Origin of the sequence: Pseudomonas sp. B34(2017) (assembly GCF_002112915.1) — a bacterium.
GTDB classification, from domain to species: domain Bacteria; phylum Pseudomonadota; class Gammaproteobacteria; order Pseudomonadales; family Pseudomonadaceae; genus Aquipseudomonas; species Aquipseudomonas pharyngis.
In genome coordinates this window covers 124,123-145,685 of record NZ_NEJA01000007.1, presented here as the reverse complement: position 1 = coordinate 145,685, position 21,563 = coordinate 124,123, and the positions used below count along the sequence as shown (strand labels likewise).

18 protein-coding genes are annotated in these 21,563 nt (G+C 61.5%); 9 read left to right on the top strand and 9 right to left on the bottom strand.

From position 1 onward, the window contains the following. Positions 1–14 precede the first annotated feature (14 nt). The 4 genes from CAF80_RS22310 (at position 15) to CAF80_RS22295 (ending at position 7,560) form a co-directional block, all read left to right on the top strand. Positions 15–2,777, top strand: coding sequence for an RHS repeat domain-containing protein (locus CAF80_RS22310; RefSeq protein ID WP_256578197.1), 2,763 nt, complete (start codon positions 15–17; stop codon positions 2,775–2,777). 79 nt (positions 2,778–2,856) lie between these two features. Further along, positions 2,857–4,617, top strand: a complete 1,761-nt coding sequence (locus CAF80_RS22305) for an ATP-binding protein (protein WP_085667940.1) — start codon at positions 2,857–2,859, stop codon at positions 4,615–4,617. Next, positions 4,617–5,945, top strand: a complete 1,329-nt coding sequence (locus CAF80_RS22300; RefSeq protein ID WP_085667939.1) for a sigma-54 dependent transcriptional regulator — start codon at positions 4,617–4,619, stop codon at positions 5,943–5,945. Before CAF80_RS22305 ends, CAF80_RS22300 begins: the two co-directional genes overlap by 1 nt. A gap of 295 nt (positions 5,946–6,240) precedes the next feature. Next, positions 6,241–7,560 carry an MFS transporter gene (locus tag CAF80_RS22295; protein ID WP_074688404.1) on the top strand — a complete coding sequence of 440 codons (1,320 nt, stop codon included), beginning with the start codon at positions 6,241–6,243 and terminating at the stop codon, positions 7,558–7,560. A 129-nt stretch (positions 7,561–7,689) separates the two neighbouring features. On the opposite strand, the gene CAF80_RS22290 is transcribed toward CAF80_RS22295, so the two are convergent. Continuing rightward, on the bottom strand, positions 7,690–8,445 hold the full coding sequence (locus CAF80_RS22290) for a hypothetical protein (RefSeq protein ID WP_085667938.1): 756 nt from the start codon (positions 8,443–8,445) through the stop codon (positions 7,690–7,692). Positions 8,446–8,793: 348 nt separating this feature from the next. Between CAF80_RS22290 and CAF80_RS22285 the strand changes: the two genes are divergently transcribed. Further along, positions 8,794–9,069 (top strand): hypothetical protein, encoded by a 276-nt coding sequence (locus CAF80_RS22285; protein WP_039765925.1) that lies wholly within the window; start codon positions 8,794–8,796, stop codon positions 9,067–9,069. A gap of 125 nt (positions 9,070–9,194) precedes the next feature. Continuing rightward, positions 9,195–9,824: a flavin reductase family protein gene (locus CAF80_RS22280; RefSeq protein WP_085606680.1), complete on the top strand. Its 630-nt coding sequence runs from the start codon at positions 9,195–9,197 to the stop codon at positions 9,822–9,824. Positions 9,825–9,828: 4 nt separating this feature from the next. On the opposite strand, the gene CAF80_RS22275 is transcribed toward CAF80_RS22280, so the two are convergent. Together CAF80_RS22275 and CAF80_RS22270 are read right to left on the bottom strand one after the other, a co-directional pair. Next, positions 9,829–10,071: a hypothetical protein gene (locus tag CAF80_RS22275; protein ID WP_007960172.1), complete on the bottom strand. Its 243-nt coding sequence runs from the start codon at positions 10,069–10,071 to the stop codon at positions 9,829–9,831. Between the two features lie 43 nt (positions 10,072–10,114). Beyond that, positions 10,115–10,468, bottom strand: coding sequence for a putative quinol monooxygenase (locus CAF80_RS22270; protein ID WP_039765923.1), 354 nt, complete (start codon positions 10,466–10,468; stop codon positions 10,115–10,117). A 337-nt stretch (positions 10,469–10,805) separates the two neighbouring features. Here CAF80_RS22270 and CAF80_RS22265 point away from each other — a divergent pair, with 337 nt between their 5' ends. Next, the gene (locus tag CAF80_RS22265; protein WP_039765922.1) at positions 10,806–11,735 is read left to right on the top strand and encodes an AraC family transcriptional regulator; all 930 of its coding nucleotides are present in this window, start codon (positions 10,806–10,808) and stop codon (positions 11,733–11,735) included. A gap of 278 nt (positions 11,736–12,013) precedes the next feature. Beyond that, positions 12,014–13,156, top strand: coding sequence for an IS481 family transposase (locus CAF80_RS22260; RefSeq protein WP_074688410.1), 1,143 nt, complete (start codon positions 12,014–12,016; stop codon positions 13,154–13,156). A gap of 85 nt (positions 13,157–13,241) precedes the next feature. Here the strand turns inward: CAF80_RS22260 and CAF80_RS22255 are convergent, their stop codons facing one another. The 6 genes from CAF80_RS22255 to CAF80_RS22230 form a co-directional block, all read right to left on the bottom strand. Then, positions 13,242–14,297 (bottom strand): ABC transporter ATP-binding protein, encoded by a 1,056-nt coding sequence (locus CAF80_RS22255; RefSeq protein ID WP_074688412.1) that lies wholly within the window; start codon positions 14,295–14,297, stop codon positions 13,242–13,244. Between the two features lie 14 nt (positions 14,298–14,311). Further along, positions 14,312–15,160, bottom strand: coding sequence for an ABC transporter permease (locus CAF80_RS22250; protein WP_007960165.1), 849 nt, complete (start codon positions 15,158–15,160; stop codon positions 14,312–14,314). Further along, the gene (locus tag CAF80_RS22245; protein ID WP_039765919.1) at positions 15,157–16,065 is read right to left on the bottom strand and encodes an ABC transporter permease; all 909 of its coding nucleotides are present in this window, start codon (positions 16,063–16,065) and stop codon (positions 15,157–15,159) included. The genes CAF80_RS22250 and CAF80_RS22245 overlap by 4 nt, the downstream gene beginning before the upstream one ends. A gap of 71 nt (positions 16,066–16,136) precedes the next feature. Next, positions 16,137–17,240 (bottom strand): extracellular solute-binding protein, encoded by a 1,104-nt coding sequence (locus CAF80_RS22240; RefSeq protein ID WP_074688414.1) that lies wholly within the window; start codon positions 17,238–17,240, stop codon positions 16,137–16,139. A gap of 217 nt (positions 17,241–17,457) precedes the next feature. Further along, entirely contained in the window at positions 17,458–18,906 is a 1,449-nt protein-coding gene (locus CAF80_RS22235) for an aldehyde dehydrogenase family protein (protein WP_074688530.1), read from the bottom strand. After that, positions 18,906–20,543, bottom strand: coding sequence for a 5-guanidino-2-oxopentanoate decarboxylase (locus CAF80_RS22230; protein WP_085668028.1), 1,638 nt, complete (start codon positions 20,541–20,543; stop codon positions 18,906–18,908). Before CAF80_RS22230 ends, CAF80_RS22235 begins: the two co-directional genes overlap by 1 nt. Positions 20,544–20,681: 138 nt before the next feature. Between CAF80_RS22230 and CAF80_RS22225 the strand changes: the two genes are divergently transcribed. Then, positions 20,682–21,560 (top strand): LysR substrate-binding domain-containing protein, encoded by an 879-nt coding sequence (locus CAF80_RS22225; RefSeq protein WP_074688417.1) that lies wholly within the window; start codon positions 20,682–20,684, stop codon positions 21,558–21,560. The last annotated feature ends 3 nt before the right edge of the window (positions 21,561–21,563 follow it).

The window sequence follows — 21,563 nt, the reverse complement described above, 5'->3', positions numbered from 1 at the left end:
GACGAGGCCTGCCCGTGCGCCAGGTCGCCTATCTGCGCACGGTCGCCGACGTCCCCGTGGAAGCGCTCGTCACCCGCCTGCGCCACGACATCGCCGGGCGACTGGTCGAACAGCAGGACCCGCGGCTGTCCGTGCCCAACCTCGTGAATGTATTCGGCTTGAGTGATCAGCCTCTCAAGATCGACAGCGTCGATGCCGGTCTTGGTGTGATCTTGCCAGGGCTTGCCGGAGAGGAACAGCAGCGCTGGGATGCGCGAGGCAATCACTGGCGTACAACATACGATGATCAATTGCGGGCGGTGAGGCGCGATGTAAACGCGATGGCCGGCGTAGAAAAGATGACTTACGCCGATGCCACCGAGGATGCCGGTCACAACCTGCGCGGACAGATGATCGAGCTGGAAGACGCGTCGGGCTCGCTGAAGTTTCACAGCTACGCACTGACCGGCCCGGCACTGCGAGAAACCCGCACCTTTCACGATGACAAAGCCTTTGTCAGCCGACGCACTTTCAGCCCGCTGAACACGGTACTGGAGACGATCGACGCCGCTGGCCACAAGCAGCAACCGACTTATGACGTTGCCGGGCAGCTCATACACACCCGGCTCCAGACCAACGGCCAGCTCAACTGGCACACCGTGTTGAACAGTGCTCAATACAACGCCGACGGACAGATCACCGAGCAACACGCCGGCAATGGCGTCATCAGCCGCTGGAACTACCGCGCCGCCGATGGCCGCCTGCATCGCCATTACGCGAAAAAGTCGTCTGGGGAAAAACTTCAGGATTACGAGTACGAATACGACGCGGTGGGCAACATCACCCGCATTCTCGATCACGCCTACATCCCGACGTTTTTTCGCAACCAGTTGGTCGATGGCCATCGTGAATTCAGCTACGACTCGCTGTACCGACTGATCCGCGCCACCGGTTACAGCGATGCTCCACCGAAGGACAACCCCGGCCGGCCACAACCGACTGATCCCAACGACCGGCGCAATTTCATCGAAACCTACGATTACGGTCCTGGCGACAATCTCGTCAAGACCACCCATGTGCGCGACGGTGCCAACCATACCTTCGAGACGAGCATCGATCCCGCCAGCAACCATGGCGTGCGCTGGAAACCCGGTGATCCACCACCTGAATTCGCCAAGCTGTTCGACCCGGCCGGCAATCTGCTGACCCTGCAACCCGGCCAGCCCATGCAGTGGAACCTTCACGGTGAACTGGAAAAAGTCACCCTGGTCGACCGCAACGGCAGCAGCGCCAACGACGAAGAGTGTTACGGTTACAGCCTGGGCAAACGGATCTACAAACGCCACGAGACCCACACTACGAAAGTCAGCCACTTCCACGAAGTGCGCTATCTGCCGGAACTGGAAATCCGCACCAAAGACAATGGCGAAGAACTGCACGTCATCACCCTCGACATCGGCCCCGGCGGCGCACGCTGCCTGCACTGGGAGAAAGATCCGGCGAACATCGGCGCTGATCAGCTGCGATTCACCTTGGCCGATCACTTGGGGTCGGCGGTCAAGGAGCTGGATGCTCAGGCGCAGTTGATCAGCGAGGAAGGCTATCGGCCGTTCGGAGTAACAGCGTTCTATACCAAGCGTTCCGCCATCGAGGTCGGTTACAAAACCGTACGTTATTCAGGCAAGGAAATGGATGCCACCAGCCTGTACTACTACGGCGCCCGCTACTACGCACCGTGGCTGGGACGCTGGATCAGCGCCGATCCGGCCTATGCGGTGGATGGATTGAATATGTATGCGTTCGTAGGTAACAACCCCATAGCCCGTGTCGATGCCGACGGACAGACCTGGCTCAGCTTCCCGGCTATCGAAACGTCTGAACAACGCGATACCAGAAAGGCTGCGAGTGCGGCGAAACAGGCCCAATATCAAGCCAATATGACGTTGTCACGGGCGGTCGACCGACATAAAAAGATCCTCGAGCTCACGACACGCAGGGCTCAGGAAGCCGAACAACAGATTCTCAACCACCAGTCTGCGCAAGCGCATGGCAAGTCTGCCGCCATTCGTACAGCCACGCATCTCGGTAATCAGACACTCAGCTATGGGGCGGGTATCGGCCTGGGTGCTGTCGGCGCGGTACTGGGCAGTGTCGCCGGACCGGTCGGCGTAGCGCTGGGCATTTTCCTGGGATTCGTCGTCAAAAAATCGGTAAGCATGGGATTGGACTTTGTCTCGGAAAGGATGGGCCTGAGCGCCTCGGTCAAATTCAAGTCGAGCAAGCTGAGCTCGGCCCGGATCGTGAAAAAAGGCGAGTACAAGACCATGAACTACGGTTCTTACGTCCTGAACAAGTTCCGAGCCATCGTCCAGGGCATGATTGCCATGAACAGAAAAGGCTGGCTCCGGGGCGGCAAGGAAGTGGGGCCTGTCGTTGCCAGCGTTGTCATGAAAATTACCAAAACACCTTTTGCCAGTGAGATCAGTGCCGCTCTAAGCACGATCGCGGGCACTTTCGAGATACTCCATGAAGTCGCCGGGGCGGGAGAGCCACTGAGTCCGGAGAAAAAAGCCAACGCGGACGCTAACATCGACGGAATGGTCAATGTGTTGAATGCCTCGCTCGGCGAGCTTCAGAACCATTTCGCAAACGCCAATCGCGAGTCGATCCATACTTACCGACCGCTGAATAAGGTGTTCGGCAGCGCTCCCGGAGACTCGATGGCCAGTCTGGCGGACGCCACGGGACACACTATCGCGCAACTGAGACGGACTCAGAACCTGATCAGGGCTGCATGATCGCGTGTCGCCACGCCCGGCACCTCAAGCAGTACATGTGCGTGCTATCGTGCTCGCCCGTCCAGCGCCTGATACCCCTATGCTCACGACTTCCCGCCCATTGCGTTTGATGCTGTACACCCTGCTGATCATCGCCGGCGCCGCCATCGCCGCGACGCTTGCGATTCGCCACGCCGAGCGCCAGGCGCTGGAAGAAGACGCGGCGCGGGCCAATCAACAGTTGGCGCTGTACGCCAACTCGCTGCACACCCTGATCGACCGCTATCGCGCCCTGCCCGCCGTGCTTGCACTGGACCCGCAGCTGCGTGCGGCGCTGGCCGGTCCCGTGAGCGCCGAACAGCAGGCAGCGCTCAACCTGAAGCTGGAAAAGATCAACGGCGCCGCCCAATCCTCGACCCTTGAACTGCTCGACCGCACCGGCCTCGCGGTGGCCGCCAGCAACTGGCGTCTGCCCAGCAGTTACGTCGGTCACAACTACGGCTTTCGCCCCTATTTCAGTCAGACCCGCACCCAGGGCACCGGGCGTTTCTACGCGGTCGGCGTGACCAGCGGCATTCCCGGTTATTTCCTGTCCAGCGCGGTGCTCGGCGACAACGGCGAGTTCCTCGGGGCGATGGTGGTCAAGCTCGAATTCCCCGAACTCGAACGCGAATGGAGCCAGGGCAGCGACACCCTGCTGGTCAGCGATGCGCGCGGGATCATCTTCATCGCCAACCAGCCCGGCTGGCGCTATCGCCTGCTGCACCCGCTGAGCCCGGCCGATTACCGCGAGATCAAGACTACCCGCCAATACGACAAACAGTCGCTGGTGCCGCTGACACATCTGGCGCTGCGCAGCTTCGATAACAACAGTGATCTGCGCCGCGTCGAAGGCCCGCAGGGCACGGCGGATTACCTGTGGGAATCGCTGCCGCTGACCGCCGAAGGCTGGACCCTGCATCTGCTGCGCCGCCCGCAACTGTCCTTTGAAGACCAGCGCAATGCCGGGCTCGCCGCCGCCGGAGTGTGGCTGGCGCTGGTGTTCCTGTTGCTGTTCCTCAACCAGCGCTGGCGTCTGGCGAAGATGCGCCAGCGCAGCCGTGAAGAGCTTGAGCAACTGGTCGAGGAACGCACCCGGGATTTGCGCACGGCGCAGGACGGTCTGGTGCAATCAGCGAAACTGGCGGCACTGGGGCAGATGTCCGCCGCGCTGGCCCACGAAATCAATCAGCCGTTGACCGCCCAGCGCATGCAGCTTGCAACTCTGAGACTGCTGCTCGATCACGGTCGGGTCGATGACGCCTACAAGGCGCTCAAACCGGTGGATGAAATGCTCACGCGCATGGCCGCCCTCACCGGCCACCTGAAAACCTTCGCCCGCAAGAGCCCCAGCGGCTTGCGCGAACGGCTGGACCTGGCGACAGTGGTCGATCAGGCCCTGCAATTGCTCGATGCGCGTCTGCGCGATGAACAGGTCAGTCTGGTGCTGCACCTGACCCGCCCGGCGTGGGTGCGCGGCGATGCGATCCGCCTCGAACAAGTGCTGATCAATTTGCTGCGCAACGCCCTTGATGCCATGCAAGGCAAGCCGTGCAAACGTCTGGAAATCCGTCTGGAAGCCGACGAGCAACTGTGGCGCCTGAACGTCATCGACAACGGCGGCGGCATCGCCGAAGAACATCTGGGTCAGGTGTTCGATCCGTTCTTCACCACTAAACCTGTGGGTGACGGGCTGGGTCTGGGGCTGGCAGTATCGTTCGCCATCGTCCATGAATCCGGCGGGCGCCTGTGCGCCGAAAACGGCGACAACGGCGCGGTGTTCAGCCTGACCTTGCCGATCGATCTGGAGGCGCACATCTGATGCTCAACGCGGTAATGGTGGTCGATGACGAAAGCAGCATTCGCAGTGCGGTCGAGCAATGGCTGAGCCTGTCCGGGTTCGAGGTGCAGCTGTTCAGCCGTGCCGAGGAATGTCTGGCGGCGCTGCCCAGGCACTTTGCCGGGGTGATCCTAAGCGATGTGCGCATGCCGGGCCTCAGCGGTCTTGAGCTGCTGGCCGAAGTGCAGCGCCGGGATGCCGATCTGCCGGTGATTCTGCTGACCGGCCACGGCGATGTGCCGATGGCGGTCGAAGCGATGCGCGACGGCGCCTACGACTTTCTGGAAAAACCTTTCAGCCCCGAGACCCTGCTCGGCAGCCTGCGCCGGGCGCTGGACAAGCGTCGGCTGGTGCTGGAAAACCGCGCCCTGCACGAGCAGGCCGACAACCGCGCCAGACTGGATGCGACGCTGCTCGGTGTGTCCCGTGGCTTGCAGACCTTGCGCCGGCAGGTGCTGGACCTGGCGACGCTGCCGGTCAACGTGCTGATCCGTGGCGAAACCGGCAGCGGCAAGGAACTGGTCGCCCGTTGCCTGCACGACTTCGGCCCGCGCGCCGACAAGCCGTTTGTGGCGTTGAACTGCGCGGCGATCCCCGAGCAACTGTTCGAAGCCGAGTTGTTCGGGCACGAGAGCGGCGCGTTCACCGGGGCATCCGGCAAGCGCATCGGCAAACTGGAATACGCCGATGGCGGCACGCTGTTTCTCGATGAAATCGAAAGCATGCCGCTGGCCCAGCAGGTGAAACTGCTGCGGGTGTTGCAGGAGCAGAAGCTGGAGCGGCTGGGGTCGAACCAGAGCATTCGGGTGGACTTGCGGATCGTCGCGGCGACCAAACCCGACTTGCTGGATGAAGCGCGGGCCGGGCGTTTTCGCGAAGACCTGGCGTATCGCCTGAACGTCGCCGAATTGCGCCTGCCGCCGCTGCGTGATCGTCGCGAAGACATTCCGTTGTTGTTCGAGTCCTTCGCCCAGAGCGCCGCCCAACGTTTGGGCCGGACGTTCCCGCCGCTCAGTGGTGCGCAGTTGAGTCACCTGCTGAGTCATGACTGGCCGGGCAATGTTCGCGAGTTGGCGAACGTGGCCGAACGTCAGGTGTTGGGGCTGGATGAACCGGTGCAGGGGATTGATCCGGGCCAGTCGCTGGCGGCGCAGCAGGAGGCGTTTGAGGCGCAGTGTTTGCGGGCCGCTTTGACACGGCACAAGGGCGATGTGAAAGCCGTGCTTGAGGAACTGCAACTGCCGCGTCGCACGTTTAATGAAAAGATGCAGCGGCATGGTCTGACCCGGGAGATGTTCGTACCCGACTGATCGTTTGATGATTGATCGTTCCCACGCTCCGCGTGGGAATGCCTCAATGGACGCTCTGCGTCCGCTTTGGGACGCAGAGCGTCCCCGGCTGCATTCCCACGCAGAGCGTGGGAACGATCACGCTGAATGAGCGGAAATCCGCTCATTCATTCCGGATCATCGGCAAAATCCCGCTCAACCCATCTCTCCAGCCCTTCTAAACCGGCCCTCCCCCCGTTGGCACAGCTCCTGCTATAGCCCTCGCAGGCTGCGTTCCAACGCGCTCCACAAAAACAATTAAACGAAGGATCCTTCAATGGATAACTCCAACGCCCTGCCCCTTGGGTCGGCTGCCGTGCCGGCCAAAGAACGAACCACCGCCAGTCGCATCAAGTCGATCTTCAGCGGTTCCGTCGGCAACATGGTCGAGTGGTACGACTGGTACGTCTATGCCGCCTTCTCGCTGTACTTCGCCAAAGCCTTCTTCCCCAAAGGCGACACCACCGCCCAACTGCTCAACACCGCCGCGATCTTCGCCGTGGGCTTCCTGATGCGCCCGATCGGTGGCTGGCTGATGGGCCTGTACGCCGACAAGGTCGGACGCAAAAAAGCCCTGATGGCCTCGGTTTACCTGATGTGCTTCGGCTCGCTGATCATCGCCCTGAGCCCGGGCTATGAAACCATCGGTGTCGGCGCGCCGATCCTGCTGGTGTTCGCCCGACTGCTGCAAGGCCTGTCGGTCGGTGGCGAATACGGCACCTCGGCGACCTACCTGTCGGAGATGGCGACCAGGGATCGTCGCGGCTTCTTCTCCAGCTTCCAGTACGTGACTTTGATTTCCGGCCAGCTCATCGCGCTGGGCGTGCTGATCGTGCTGCAACAGTTCCTGACCACCGAAGAGCTGTACGCGTGGGGCTGGCGTATTCCGTTCGCCATCGGCGCGCTGTGTGCAATCGTCGCGCTGTACCTGCGTCGTGGCATGGAAGAAACCGAGTCGTTCACCAAGAAGGAAAAGTCCAGGGAAAGCGCCATGCGCACCTTGCTGCGCCATCCGAAGGAACTGCTGACCGTGGTCGGCCTGACCATGGGCGGTACGCTGGCGTTCTACACCTACACCACCTACATGCAGAAATACCTGGTGAACACCGTCGGCATGAGCATCTCCGACTCCACCACCATTTCCGCCGCCACGCTGTTCCTGTTCATGTGCCTGCAACCGATCATCGGCGGCCTGTCCGATAAAATCGGTCGTCGGCCGATCCTGATCGCCTTCGGCGTGCTCGGGACGATCTTCACCGTGCCGATCCTGATGACCCTGCACACCATCCAGACCTGGTGGGGCGCGTTCTTCCTGATCATGGCGGCGCTGATCATCGTCAGCGGCTACACCTCGATCAATGCCGTGGTGAAAGCCGAGCTGTTCCCGACCGAAATCCGCGCCCTGGGCGTCGGCCTGCCGTACGCACTGACCGTGTCGATCTTCGGCGGCACCGCCGAATACATCGCGCTGTGGTTCAAGAGCATCGGCATGGAAACCGGTTACTACTGGTACGTGACCGCTTGCATCGCGGTGTCCCTGCTGGTGTACATCACCATGAAAGACACGCAGAAACATTCGCGGATCGTCACTGACTGACCGGGTTTATTCAGCCACTGCACTGGTGGCTGTTCTGGCCCCATCGCGAGCAGGCTCGCTCCCACAGGATCAGATTTACGCCGATCCAATGTGGGAGCGAGCCTGCTCGCGATTGACGTCAACTCGGTCTCATGCCGACTCGGCAACCTGCGGCTTGCCATAACGCTTCTGCGCATACGACGCCCCGACGATCATCACCAGCAGAATCCCCGCCAGCACCGCCGACGAACCGATGGTGCCAAAGTCCAGCCCACCCTTCTCATGGGACTTGGTCATCAAGTCGCCCAAGGTCGCGCCGAAGGGCCGGGTCAGCACGAACGCCACCCAGAACAGCGCCACCGTCGAAATCTTCGTGAAGTACTTGAGCAGCACGACTACGCCAATCGCCGAGCCGATCAACAGCGCGCCACCGGCAAAGCCCAGGCCCGAGTCGTCCGCCAGGTAATCGCCGAGCGCGGTGCCCAGGGTGTTGGAGAACAAAATCGCCATCCAGTAGAACATCTCGCCGCGAAAACTCTGCACCTTGGTGACGTTGAGCGAGTCGCCGCTCAGGCGCCATGCCGCGAAGATCGCCAGCAGGATCGCGATCAGGATCATGGAACCGGTGGCGTAACCCAGTTCCAGCGTGCGGTCCATGAAGTCCGACATGGTGGTGCCGGCGGTGCTGGTCGACAGAATCACGATCCAGTACAGCAGCGGCTTGTAGGTCTTGGACATCAATTGCGTGATCAGGGTCAGGACAAACACGCTGATCAGGATCAGCGAGCTGATGGCGTAACCGACATTGAGGGTCATCGACAGCAAATCCCCCGCGGTTTCCCCCAGGGTCGTCGCGCAGATTTTCATGACCCAGAAGGCCAGGGTGATTTGAGGCAGTTTGTTCATCGCAGGCAACGCTCCAGTGTGTGACGGCCGGTTTTTGGCTTTATGGCCGTGGGCAGACTGGCGTTGCGCGGGTGAAAAACCGGTCGGGAATGTATGAAAAATCTGTCACACAAGCCAAAAACGGCGATTAATCACCGGTTAATGCCCCTGCCGCATCCTTCCCCTACCTGATCGATTAACTGCGCGACGCTCGCTCCGACGACGGAAGCGAATTGAATGCGCCGCCCTTAATATCAATTTAATCGATTGTTTTTAGCATTATTTTGCGCTTTTTAATCAATTTAGTTGGCGTAGCATGAACCCCATGCGAAACACATCGCCAACGAATTTCGAATCTGGAGAACGACCATGAAAACCAAACTGATCCTCGCCCTGACCCTGTCCGTACTGGCCGCCAACACCTTCGCCGCCGATGGCTCGGACAAAACCAAATCCGCCGACTTCATTTCCGGCGCCAGCGCTGCCATCGAAACCAGCCACACCGGCGCCTATGCTGCTGACGGCTTCGACAAGACCAACGTCGGCAAAGCCGTTGCTGCTGATGGTTTCGACAAGACCGGCACTGCCAACGCCATCGCTGCAGACGGTTTCGATAAAACCGGTACCGCCGCTGCCATCAGCTGATCGGCAGGATGCACACACCACAGCCCGGCTTCGGCCGGGCTTAGTCATGTCTGGAGGGCTGGAAATCAGCCGCCCGTCCTTGCACTATGGCCGCTCTCTGACAGCCGTTTCCAGGAACACCCGCCATGCCCGATGACATCCATTTCTACGAACCGGCCAACGGCCACGGCCTGCCGCACGATCCGTTCAACGCCATCGTCGGCCCGCGTCCCATCGGCTGGATTTCGTCGCAGGATGCCGAGGGCCGGTTGAACCTGGCGCCCTACAGTTTTTTCAACGCGTTCAACTACATTCCGCCGATCATCGGGTTCTCCAGCGTCGGTCGCAAAGACAGCCTGAACAACATCGAGCAGACCGGCGAATTCGTCTGGAATCTCGCCACCCGCCCGCTGGCCGAGCAGATGAACCAGAGCTGCGCGATGGTCGGGCCGCAGGTCAATGAGTTCGAACTGGCGGGGCTGACACCGGTGGCGTCGAAGGTGATTGCCGTGCCGCGCGTGGCCGAAAGCCCGGTGTCCTTCGAGTGCAAGGTCACCCAGATCATTCAGTTGCAGCGCGCCGACGGCGAGACCGTGCCGAGCTGGCTGGTGCTCGGCGAAGTGGTCGCCGTGCACATTGCCAAGTGGCTGTTGAAGGACGGGATCTACGACACCGCCGCCGCCGAACCGATACTGCGGGGCGGCGGGCCGGCGGACTACTTCCAGCTGGGGCCGGAGGCGTTGTTCAAGATGTGGCGCCCGGGGGCGACGAAGTAAGCGCTTACCAGATCAGCTCGGCGTCGTCGGTGACGCCCTTGAGCTTGTCCAGTTCGTTGATCGCGGCTTCATCGGCCGCGATGGCGCCGGGGAAAACCTGATCATTCAGCAGCTTGTGAAAGCGCGGCGCACCGCCGTCGACCAGGGCCTTGACGGCGATTGCCGCGTGATAACCCTTGTTGCCGCCCAACTCGACGGGGACTACAGCGGAAACCGCTTCGAAGTGTTCGAACTCTTTACGTGCCATATCGCAGGTCCTGGCTCAGTCGGATAAGCCGGACATTAAACATTCAACCGGCGAGTTTGTGTATCGGCGCGGTGCATTGCCCTACGGCCTGTGCGGCCGAGACTTCCTTGAACGTGTGGAAATCCAGGCTGTTGACCACCAGGTCCTGCACCAGCTCGGCAAAGACTTCCATCGACGGGCTGCTGAAGTACGCGGTCATCGACTGCTGGTTGCTCCAGAAACCGGAGACCAGCCACAAATCCGGATCGCACTGCGAATGCTGCAAGGCAAAGCTCAGGCAACCGGGGGCGGCGCGGGACGGTTCGATCAGGGCGCTCAGGCGCATGCCGAGTTCCGCCGAACGTCCGGCACGCGCTCGAACGAAGGCCATATGACTGACGGGAATCTGCTTGGACATGTTCAACCCTCCCAGGGAGTCGCGTGGCAGCCGGGGACGGGCTGCGACAGGATTCAAGGTTAAGGGCCGCCCCCCGTTCGCCGTTAGTCGATTCCTGCCGTCGAGTTGCACAATCCTGCGAGACTGTCTTGCAGACCTGTAACAGGTCGTAAATTCCTGTCACCGTCCTGTCACACCGGTTTCGGGCAACTCTGACCACCTGCGTCCTGCTATGGCTGGATGGGCCAACAACCCAATGCAGGATCAGGCAAGCATTTCGCAGGATGTGTCTACCGCCCTGGCTTGCACAAACTTATGCTCTGCTCCATTCCCACCGACTTTGCCGAGGATGCCGCACGTGACGTCATTCGATCGTTTTCAAGCGCCACCCGATGCCGACATGGAAAAGCAGCGCGCGGAACTGGCGGCGATCATCCGCCGCAACACGTCCGAAGATGGCAGTTATGCCACTGCCGTCGGTTCGCTGTTCATGTCGCGCCACACCCAGTCCCATGACTTCGCCCCGGTGCTTGCGCAACCGGCGCTGTGCATCATGGCCCAGGGGCGCAAAGAGGTACGGCTGGCGGATGAGTTCTTCAATTACGACCCGCTCAATTATCTGGTGGTGTCGGTCTCGATGCCGTTGAGCGGTCGGGTGGTGAATGTCTCGCCGGAGGAACCGATCCTCGCCGTGCGCCTGGACATCGATCCGGCGGAGATCACTGCGCTGATCGCCGATGCCGGCCCGATGGGCGTGCCGACCCGGCCGACCGGGCGCGGTTTGTATGTGGAAAAGATCGACAGCGCCATGCTCGATGCGGTGCTGCGTCTGGCCCGCCTGCTCGACGCACCGAAAGACATCGCCATGCTCGCGCCGCTGATCCGCCGGGAGATTCTCTATCGCCTGTTGCGCAGTCCGCAGGGCCATCGGCTATACGAAATCGCCATCGCCAACAGCCAGAGCCACCGCATCAGCCAGGCGATCAAATGGCTCAACGGCAACTTCGAACAGCCGCTGCGCATTGATGACCTGGCGAAGGAAGTGAACCTCAGCGTCTCGACCTTGCATCACCGCTTCAAGGCGATGACGGCGATGAGCCCGTTGCAGTATCAGAAGCAGCTGCGCCTGCAAGAGGCGCGGCGTTTGATGTTGGCTGAGGGGCTGGAAGCGTCGGCGGCGGGGTATCGGGTGGGGTATGAAAGTCCGTCGCAGTTTAGTCGTGAGTACAGCCGGTTATTTGGGGCGCCGCCGTTGAGGGATCTGGCGCGGTTGCGGCTTTCGGTGTGAACTCAAAAGCTCCCCCTCACCCTAGCCCTCCCGAAACGTCGGACCGCCCGGAGGGAGAGGGAACCGATTGGGGGATATTCACGAAATACACCGACCTGAAATTACTTTACCGAATCCATAATCGACTCGATCTCTCAGGTCGACGGACAGCGCCAGACACCTCGGTCGGCTCCCTCTCCCTCGGGGAGTGTATGTACCGGAGACATGGTGGACAGGTGTTCGGAGACATGGTGGACACTTTTAAATAGACACATTGCTCATCACGAAGGAGATGGCCTGTGTCTTGGCAAGAGGTGTCTACCGTGCAGCTTCGTACAGAATTCGTGCTTTTGGCTCGGCAAGAAGGGGCCAATGTTCGGCAGCTTTGCCGTCGATTCAACATCAGCCCTAGCACTGCCTACAAATGGCTCAGCAGGTTTGAAAAATCAGGGGCTGAGGGGCTGAGCAATCAGTCGCGACGACCCAAGACGTCACCCAAACGTTGTGCTGACGAGGTGGAGAAGCAGATTCTGACCGTGAGTCAGGAGTACGCGGCTTGGGGCGCTCGCAAGCTCAAACGCGTGCTGGAAGACAAGGGTTTAGTGATGCCTTCCGTCAGCACCGTGCATGCAGTTTTACAGCGTCATTCGCGCGTTGATCCAAAGGCTGCCGAGATCAAACCGTTTATCCGGTTCGAGCATGAAGCGCCCAACGATCTTTGGCAGATGGACTTCAAGGGCCATTTCGGCCTGAGTCAGGGGCGTTGCCATCCGTTGACGATACTGGACGATCACTCGCGGTTTTCGATGTGCATCGCCGCGTGCGCCAACGAGCAGCGCGACACCGTCCAGGAGCATCTAATCCGGGTCTTTCGGCGTTACGGCCTGCCTTTGCGCATGACGATGGACAACGGTTCGCCCTGGGGTGACCAGACTGGGGTTTATACCGCGCTGGAAGTCTGGCTGATGAGTCAGGGCATCAAGGTAGGTCACTCCCGGCCTTATCATCCGCAGACCCAGGGCAAGCTGGAGCGTTTCCACCGCAGCCTGAAGAGTGAAGTCCTGCAAGGTCGGCACTTCACGGACCTCAACAGCGCACAACAGGCGTTTGATATCTGGCGTGATGTCTACAACCAGAAACGTCCTCATCAAGCGCTGGATATGCAGGTACCGGCGACTCGCTACAGCAGCAGCCCTCGGGAGTATCAGGAGCAGCAAACGGCGCCGGAATATGCCGACGGAGATGTGGTCAGAAAGGTCCAGGTGAAGGGCGAGATCTACTGGAGGAACCGTGAATACTCAATCGGAAAAGCGTTTTACGGGCTGTCGATAGCGATCAGGGAAACAGCGGAGGATGGCATCCACGATGTCTACTGGAGTAGACATCGTATCGCCCGAATCGACTTGAACTTGCAGATTGTTACGGCAGGTAAGAGGATCTAAAACCGTCCACCATGTCTCCGAACATGTGTTCACCATGTCTCAGGTACATACAGGGAGAGGGCTGGGGTGAGGGGGCAAGTCCGTATCAAGCGCCGAGCACCCGACACGCCTCACTCGGCAACGTCACCGAAACAGGATGCCCGATCCCCAGACCGAAGCCCTGACACGGCGTGCTCAGCGCCGTGAACGTCACCCCTGAACACTCCACCGTAGTCTCGATGGTCGCGCCGATATCCCGCACAAACGTCACCTTGCCCAGCAGGCGATTGCCCGCCGTGGCCTGCGGCGCCGACAGTTGCAGGTCTTCGGGGCGGATCAGCATTTTCACTTTCTGCCCGATCACGATGCTGCTGCAGATCGGCACTTGCAGGGCATCGCCCCCCGGCAGCACGACCTTGCCATCGCCCAGCGCGGTGGCCGGGAAGATATTGCCGGAGCCGATAAAGTCCGCGACGAATTCGTTGGCCGGGTGCCGATAGATTTCAATCGGCGTACCCACCTGCTGCACCCGATGTTCACCCAACACCACCACGATATCGGCCATGGTCATGGCCTCGCGTTGATCGTGGGTAACCATGATTGTGGTGATGTTCAGGCGTTGTTGCAGCTGACGGATTTCCACCTGCATCGACTCACGCAACTTGGCATCCAGCGCCGACAGCGGTTCGTCGAGCAACAGGATTTTCGGGTGCGAGGCAATCGCCCGGGCAATCGCCACTCGCTGACGCTGACCACCGGAGAGCTTGGCCACCGGGCGATCGATCATCGGCTGCAGCTGGATCAGTTCCAGCAACTCCACCACCCGCGCCTGTTGATCGGCCTTGCTCACACCGCGCAGTTTCAGCGGATAGGCGATGTTTTCGCCCACGGTCATGTGCGGAAACAGCGCCAGCGACTGGAACACCATGCCGAAGTTGCGCAGGTGCGCCGGGGTGTGGCCGATGTCCTCGCCGTCCAGGCGGATCTCGCCGCCGGTGAGGGTTTCCAGCCCGGCGATCATCCGCAGCAACGTGGTCTTGCCGCAGCCCGACGGGCCGAGGAAGCACACCAGTTTGCCTTCGGGCAAATGCAGGTTGACGTCTTTTACCGCGCAGGCCGAGCCGTAGTGTTTCTCGACGTTTTCCAGAATCAGTCCAGTCATATTGCACCTCACAATCAAAAGGAAACGCCGCCCTCACCGACCAGCTTCTCCAGCGCCCAGATCAGGACGAAGTCGATCAGCACGATCAGCACGGCAAACGAGAACACGGTAGGGTCGAGCGATGACACGGTACGGCTGTACATCCAGATCGGCACGGTCATGACGTCGATGGTGTAGAGGAAATAGGTCACGGTGAATTCGTTGAACGAGACGATGAACGCCAGCAGCATCCCCGCCAGAATCCCCGACTTCATCAACGGCACCACCACATCGACGATGGCCCGCAGCGGCGAAGCGCCGAGCATCTGCGCCGCCTCTTCGACTTCGCTGCCGATGGAGAGCATGGCCGCCGTGCAGTTCTTCACCACAAACGGCAGCGCCAGAATCACGTGGGCGATCACCAGCCGCGAGGTGGTCATGTGGAACGGCAGGCTGTCGAACACCAGCAGCAAGGCCAGCCCCAGCACCACCATCGGGAACACCAGCGGCAGCGACATCAATTGCAGCGCCACGCCCTTGCCACGGAACTCGCAGCGGGTCAGCGCATAGGCCGCCGGCACCGCGATCAGCGTGGCGAAAATCATCGTCAGGCACGACACCAGCAAGCTGGTGCCCATGGCCTGGCCGAGGCTCAACACATCGCTGGCGTCCGGCGAGACGAAGGTGTGCCACGCCGCCTTGTACCACTGCAGGCTGTAGCTGCTCGGCGGGAAATCGAGGTTCGACGCGCCGCTGAACGACATCACGATCATGGTCAGAATCGGCAACACGGCCAGGAACAAAATGATCCCGGACAGAATGCCGGCGAACTTGCCGGTGTCGCCCGGCAACAGCGACTGACGCTTCTTGATCAGCGCACTCATTGCGAAGCCTCCAGCAGACGGCGACGGCGGCCGGTGATGTATTCGGACAAGGTCATGATGGCGAGCGTGGTGACGATCAGCACCACCCCGGCGGCGGATGCGGCGGGCCAGTTCATCAGTGGTGCGATCTGGTCATGCACCATCACCGCGAGCATCGGCACGCGCCGACCGCCGAGCAGCAACGGCACCACGAAGCTGCTGGCGTTGTAGGCGAACACCAGGGTCGCGCCGGTGATGATTCCCGGCAGGCTCATCGGCAGCACCACCTGACGGAACACCTGAAAACGACTGGCACCGAGGGTCGCGGCAGCTTCTTCGTAACTGCGGGCGACACCGCGCATGGCGCTGGCAATCGGCAGCACGGCGAGCGGAAACGCGGTCTGCACCAGGCCCATCAACACGCCGTTCTGGTTGTACAGCAACATGATCGGGCGCTTGATCAGACCCAGGCCCATCAGGGTCTGGTTGAGCATGCCGCCGGGGCCGAGGATCACCAGCCAGCCATAGCTTTGCAGCAGCAGGTTGACCAGCAACGGCAACAGCACCGCCGCCAGAAAAATCCGCCGCACGAATGGCGAGGTCAGGCGCGACATGGTGTACGCCACCGGGATCGCCAGCACCACGGCGATCACCGCGCTGATCAGCGCCAGACGCAAGGTCAGCAGCAACGATTTGAGGTAGTAGGGTTCGAGCAACTGCGCGTAACTGGCCAGGCTGAAACCGGACCACTCCGCACCCTTGGTGCCGACGCTCATGCGCAGCACCAGCAGGCTGGCGGCAATCAGCACGCCGAGAAACAGCATCGACGGCGTGAGGAAAAACCACGCCCGCGCCGTCGGCGAAACACCGCGCGCCGGGCGCACGTCACCCGTGCCGACCGGTTGGGTCAGGGATTGATGTTCCATAGCAATGATCTCGTCAATGGAAAACGAATCTCCCGGGCACCCCGATCATGCGGGGCCCCGGAAGGTCGGCGTCAGGAAGAAAAAATTTCCGTGTAGCGACGAATCCACTGGTCATGCACGGTCGCCAGGAAGGCGTTGTCGTGCATGATCGCCTTCTCCGCGATCTGCTCCGGCGTGAGGATGAAAGGGCTCTTGCGCGCTTCGGCGGAGATGATCGCCTTGGCGTTGACCGGGCCGTTGAAGATGTCTTCGGCCATCTTGCCCTGCACCAGCGGGTCGAGGGAGTGATCGATGAAGGCGTAGGCCAGGTCGGTTTCGCCCGGACGGTTCTTCGGCATTACCGAGAGCATCAGGTCGGTGTAGAAACCTTCCTTCATGCCGAACGTGGCGCCCAGGCCGTAGTTCGGGTCGCGGATCTGTTTGGGGAAAAAAGCCGGGGCGTAGAGGCCACCCATGTCCAGGGAACCGGTGCGAAACAGCTCGGCGATCTGGTTGGGGTTTTCGCCCAGGGTCACTACGCGGTCTTTCAGCTCGGCGAGTTTCTTGAAGCCCGGTTCGATGTTGTGCTCGTCACCACCGGCCAGTTTCGCGGCGATGATGATCAGGTCCATCGCTTCGGTCCAGTTCGGCGGCGGCAGGAAAATGTTCGGCGCCAGATCGGCGTCCCACAGTGCCGCGTAGCTGTCCGGCGCGGTGCTCTGGGTGCGCGTGCTATAGACCAGACTGTTGCACCACAGCAGGTAGCCGATGCCGTGACCGTTGGCGCCGGTGCGGTATTTTTCCGGGACGTCGACCAGGTTGGGAATGCGGTTGAGATCGGGTTTTTCCAGCAGTCCGGCAGCGGCCAGACCTTCGGCGCCAACGCCAGCCAGAGTGATGATGTCGTACTGCGGACGGTCACCGCCGGCCTTGAGTTTGGCGACCATTTCCGAGGTGCTGCCGGTGCGGTCGGCAATCACTTTGGCGCCGGTCTTGGCTTCGAACGTTGCAGCGATGTTGCGCAGTGCAGCCAGGCCCGTGTCATCGGACCAGGTCAACAGGCGCAGGGTCTTGCCGGCAAAGCGGGTGTCGCTGGCACTGGCCCGGATGAAGGGCATGCTCATGGCCGCCGCAGCCACCGAAGCCACGCCGACGGTTTTGATGAATTGACGCCTGTTCAGATCGTGCTCGCCCATTTGGGACTCCCATTATTCTTGTAAGTATGAGATTGATCGCAACCCTTGCATCTGCTTGACCGATATTGCTCAAGCGCCCGGTTTCAAAGGGCTTGAGCGTGGTCTGCGGGTTCATCCTGAGGTCGTGCAAAACACCTGACTATCGATAAAAACTCATTGGAGCCATGACGCCGGCGCATGCCTCGTTGCGAAGCATGCGCTGACCTTTTTCGGGCATTCAGAGCGCGCGGATCACGTGCTTGATTTCCTGAAATGCCGCCAGGCCCCACGGCCCCAACTCGCGGCCGATGCTGCTCTGTTTGTAGCCACCCCACGCCGTCTGCGGGAAGATCACCTGCGGCGCGTTGAGCCACACCAGCCCCGCCTGCAAGGCGTTGGCGACCCGATCCGCGGTCTCGGCATTACGGGTAACCACGCTGGCGACCAGACCGAACTGGCTGTCGTTGGCCAGGGCAATCGCTTCTGCTTCCGAAGCGAAACTGCGCACGCAGATCACCGGGCCGAAAATCTCTTCGCACCACAGCGCACTGTCGAGGGGCACTTCGGTGAAGATCGTCGGCTGCAAGAAATAGCCGCGCGGCAGATCGGCGGGACGATTGCCGCCACAGATCAGCTTGGCCCCGGCGCTGAGGCCACGGTCAATATGACCGAGCACACGCTGGTACTGCGCCTGATTGACCAGTGCGCCCATCTCGACGTCAGGATCGAACGGATCGGCGACACGGATTTTTTCCGCGCGGGCCTTCAGACGAATCAGGAACTCATCGGCCAGTTCATCGGCGACCAGCACCCGGCTGGTGGCCGAGCACATCTGCCCGGCATTGAAGAAGCCGCCACCGCAAGCCAGCTCCACCGCCAGATCCAGGTCGGCATCTTCCAGAATCAGCAGCGAGGACTTGCCGCCCAGTTCCAGGCTCACACCCTTCACGGTTTCAGCGGCGCGCTGCATCACTTGCACACCCACGGCGTTGCTGCCGGTGAAGGAAACCTTGGCGATGCGCGGGTCCGCCGACAGCGGCGCGCCGACTGCCAGACCGGTGCCGCACACCAGGTTGAACACGCCTTTGGGCAAACCGGATTCGGCGATGATGGTCGCCAGCTCCAGCTCCGGCAGCGGCGTGACTTCAGACGGTTTGAGCACCACGCAGCAACCGGCGGCCAGGGCCGGGGCGAGTTTCCACGCGGTGGTGACCATCGGGAAATTCCACGGCACGATCAGCCCGACCACACCGCACGGCTCGCGGCGCAGACGTGCGCTGAAGTCGTCGCTGGGCAGCGGCACGTTGCTGTCCTGTTTCGCATCGAGGCCTTCGGCGAGTTCGGCGTAGTATTCGAAGGTGGCGATCACGTCATCGACATCGATGCCCGCTTCGAACTGCGGTTTGCCGTTGTTGCTCGACTGCAACTTCATCAGATGTTCGCGACCGTTGCGCACGCCATTGGCGATGTTGCGCAGGATCGCGCCGCGCTCGGCACCGGTGGTTTTCGACCAGCCCTTGAAGGCTTCGGTCGCCGCCGTTACCGCTTGATTGACAGCGCTTTCGTCACCGCCGTTGACCGTGGTCAGCAGTGCTTCGGTGGCCGGGTTGATCACGCGCAGGTGTTCGCGCCCGGCGGACCATTGGCCGTTGATGTACAGGCCGTCGAGTGTGGTCGGGAAATTCATCATTGGGCCACCGCCTTCATCCATTGGGTCTGGTCGATTTCGATCAGGGTCGGGCCCTGACGATCGGTGGCGGCGCGCAGTGCACCGCGCAGGTGTTCGGCGGAGCTGATCGATTGCGCCGCGCAACCCAGGGCTTTGGCTACCCCGATGAAGTCCGGGGTGTAAATGTCGACGCCCACCGGCTCGATGGCGCGGTTGACCATGTATTTCTTGATCTCTTCGTAACCCTGGTTATTCCACAGCAGGATGATCACCGGGGTGCGCGCTTCCACGGCGCTGGCCAGTTCCGGCAGGGTGAATTGCAGACCGCCATCGCCGATCAGGCACACCACCGGCGGACGCGCGCCATGTTCCAGAGAGCCGCCGAGCCATGCGCCAATCGCCGCCGGCAAGGCGTAACCGAGAGTGCCGTAACCGGTGGACGAGTTGAACCAACGGCGCGGGCGCTCCGGGTTGAAGGTCAGGTTGCCGGTGTACACCGGTTGCGTGGAGTCGCCGACGAACACCGCGTTCGGCAATTCGTGCAGCACGGTTTCGAGGAAACGGGTCTGGGCCAAAGTCGGCGCGTCCCAGGTCGCGGCCAAGTCTTCACGCAGACGCGCGGCGCGCACCTGGCCCCAGTCGTTGCGGCGCTCGGCCAGCGGTTTGTGCGACAGCGAACTGAGCAGCGCCTGTGCGGCGTTGCGTGAGTCGGCGACCAGCGCCACGTGAGGCGGGTAATTGCGTACGGTCTGATCCGGATCGATGTCGACGCGCAGCAGCTTGCCGGGGATTTCGAAGCCGCCGGCGAAGGTGACGTCGTAGTCGGTTTCGGCCAGTTCAGTGCCGATCGCCAGGACCACGTCGGCATCGGCCACCAGGGCGCGGGTCGCCACCAGGCTCTGGGTCGAACCGATCAACAGCGGATGGCTGGACGGCAACATACCTTTGGCGTTGATGGTAAGGGCCACCGGTGCATCGAGCAGCTCGGCCAGTTCAGTGAGTTCGGCAGTCGCGTCGATGGCGCCGCCACCGGCGAGGATCAGCGGACGCTGGGCGCCGGCCAGCAGTTCAGTCATGCGGCTCACGGCGGCCGGCGCAGCACCGGCGCGGTCGATGTTGACCGGCACGCTGGTCAGCAGTTCGTCGGCTTCTTCGACCAGCACATCCAGCGGAATTTCGATGTGCACCGGACGCGGACGCCCGGCCTGGAACAGCGCGAAAGCACGGGCCAGTACGCCCGGCAATTCGGACGCCGACATCAGCGTGTGGGAGAACGCCGCCACGCCGCCGACCAGTGCGCTCTGGTTCGGCAGTTCGTGCAGCTTGCCGCGTCCGCCGCCCAGTTGACTGCGCGACTGCACGCTGGAGATCACCAGCATCGGGATCGAATCGGCGTAAGCCTGGCCCATCGCGGTGGTGATGTTGGTCATGCCCGGGCCGGTGATGATGAAACACACACCCGGTTTGCCGCTGGTGCGGGCGTAGCCGTCCGCCATGAAGCCGGCGCCCTGTTCATGGCGCGGGGTGACGTGGTTGATGCTCGAACGGGCCAGCCCGCGATACAGCTCCACGGTATGCACACCGGGAATGCCGAACACCTGCTCGACCCCATAATCTTCGAGTAACTTGACCAGTACTTCGCCACACGTCGCCATGTCTTTGCCCTTCTTGTTCATTGAGGCACCGGGCTTTAAGGAACCGGTGATTGGCCTCATTGAAACGGGCGACCCGTAGCCGCAACAATCGATAAAAGCTCATACTAGCCATGTCCTCACGTCATACCTTGGATCCACATGAAACGACTGCCTCCCCTGCCCGCCCTGCATACGTTTCTGATCACCGCGCAGTGCTGCAACTTCACCCGGGCCGCCGAGCAGTTGCACATCACCCAGGGTGCGGTGAGCCGGCAGATCGCCGGGCTGGAGGAACATCTGGGTTATGAGCTGTTCATTCGCCTGGCCCGGGGCCTGGAGCTGACGGCCGAAGGTCGCGAATGGCTGCCACGGGTGCAGCAGGTGTTCAGCCTGATCGGCGACTCGGTGGAGCAGATCGGCGCCAAGCGCGAAACCCTGCAACTCAAGGCGCCGAGCTGCGTGATGCGCTGGCTGTTGCCGCGTCTGCTGCAATGGCAGCGCGAGCGCCCGGACGTACCGGTGAAGCTCACGGCCTCGTTGCAGCACGGGGTGGATTTTCATCGCGAGCAGTTCGATGCGGCGGTGATCTACGGCACCGCGCCACACGACTCACCCGCGACCCTGCATCTGTTCGATGAACAACTGACGCCAGTCTGCTCACCGACGCTGCTCAACGGCGGGCCGGCCCTGCACACACCGGCAGATCTGCAACAGCATCTGCTGCTGCACCCGACTCACACCGATGACGACTGGACACTCTGGCTTGAAGCCGCCGAACTGCACTTGAGCAATATCGCCAGCGGTCAGCATTTCGAAACGCTCGATCAGGCGATGTCGATGGCGTCCCACGGGACAGGGGTGGCGATCGGCGACTGGTCACTGATCGGCGACGACTTGAACGCCGGGCGACTGGTGATGCCGTTCGATCTGAAGGTGAAGACGGGATTGGGCTATTACATCGTCGCGCCGGCGTCGGAGCCTTCGGCGAAGTTGCAGGAATTGATGGGGTGGTTGGTGGAACAGGCTCATACCCGCTGAGCC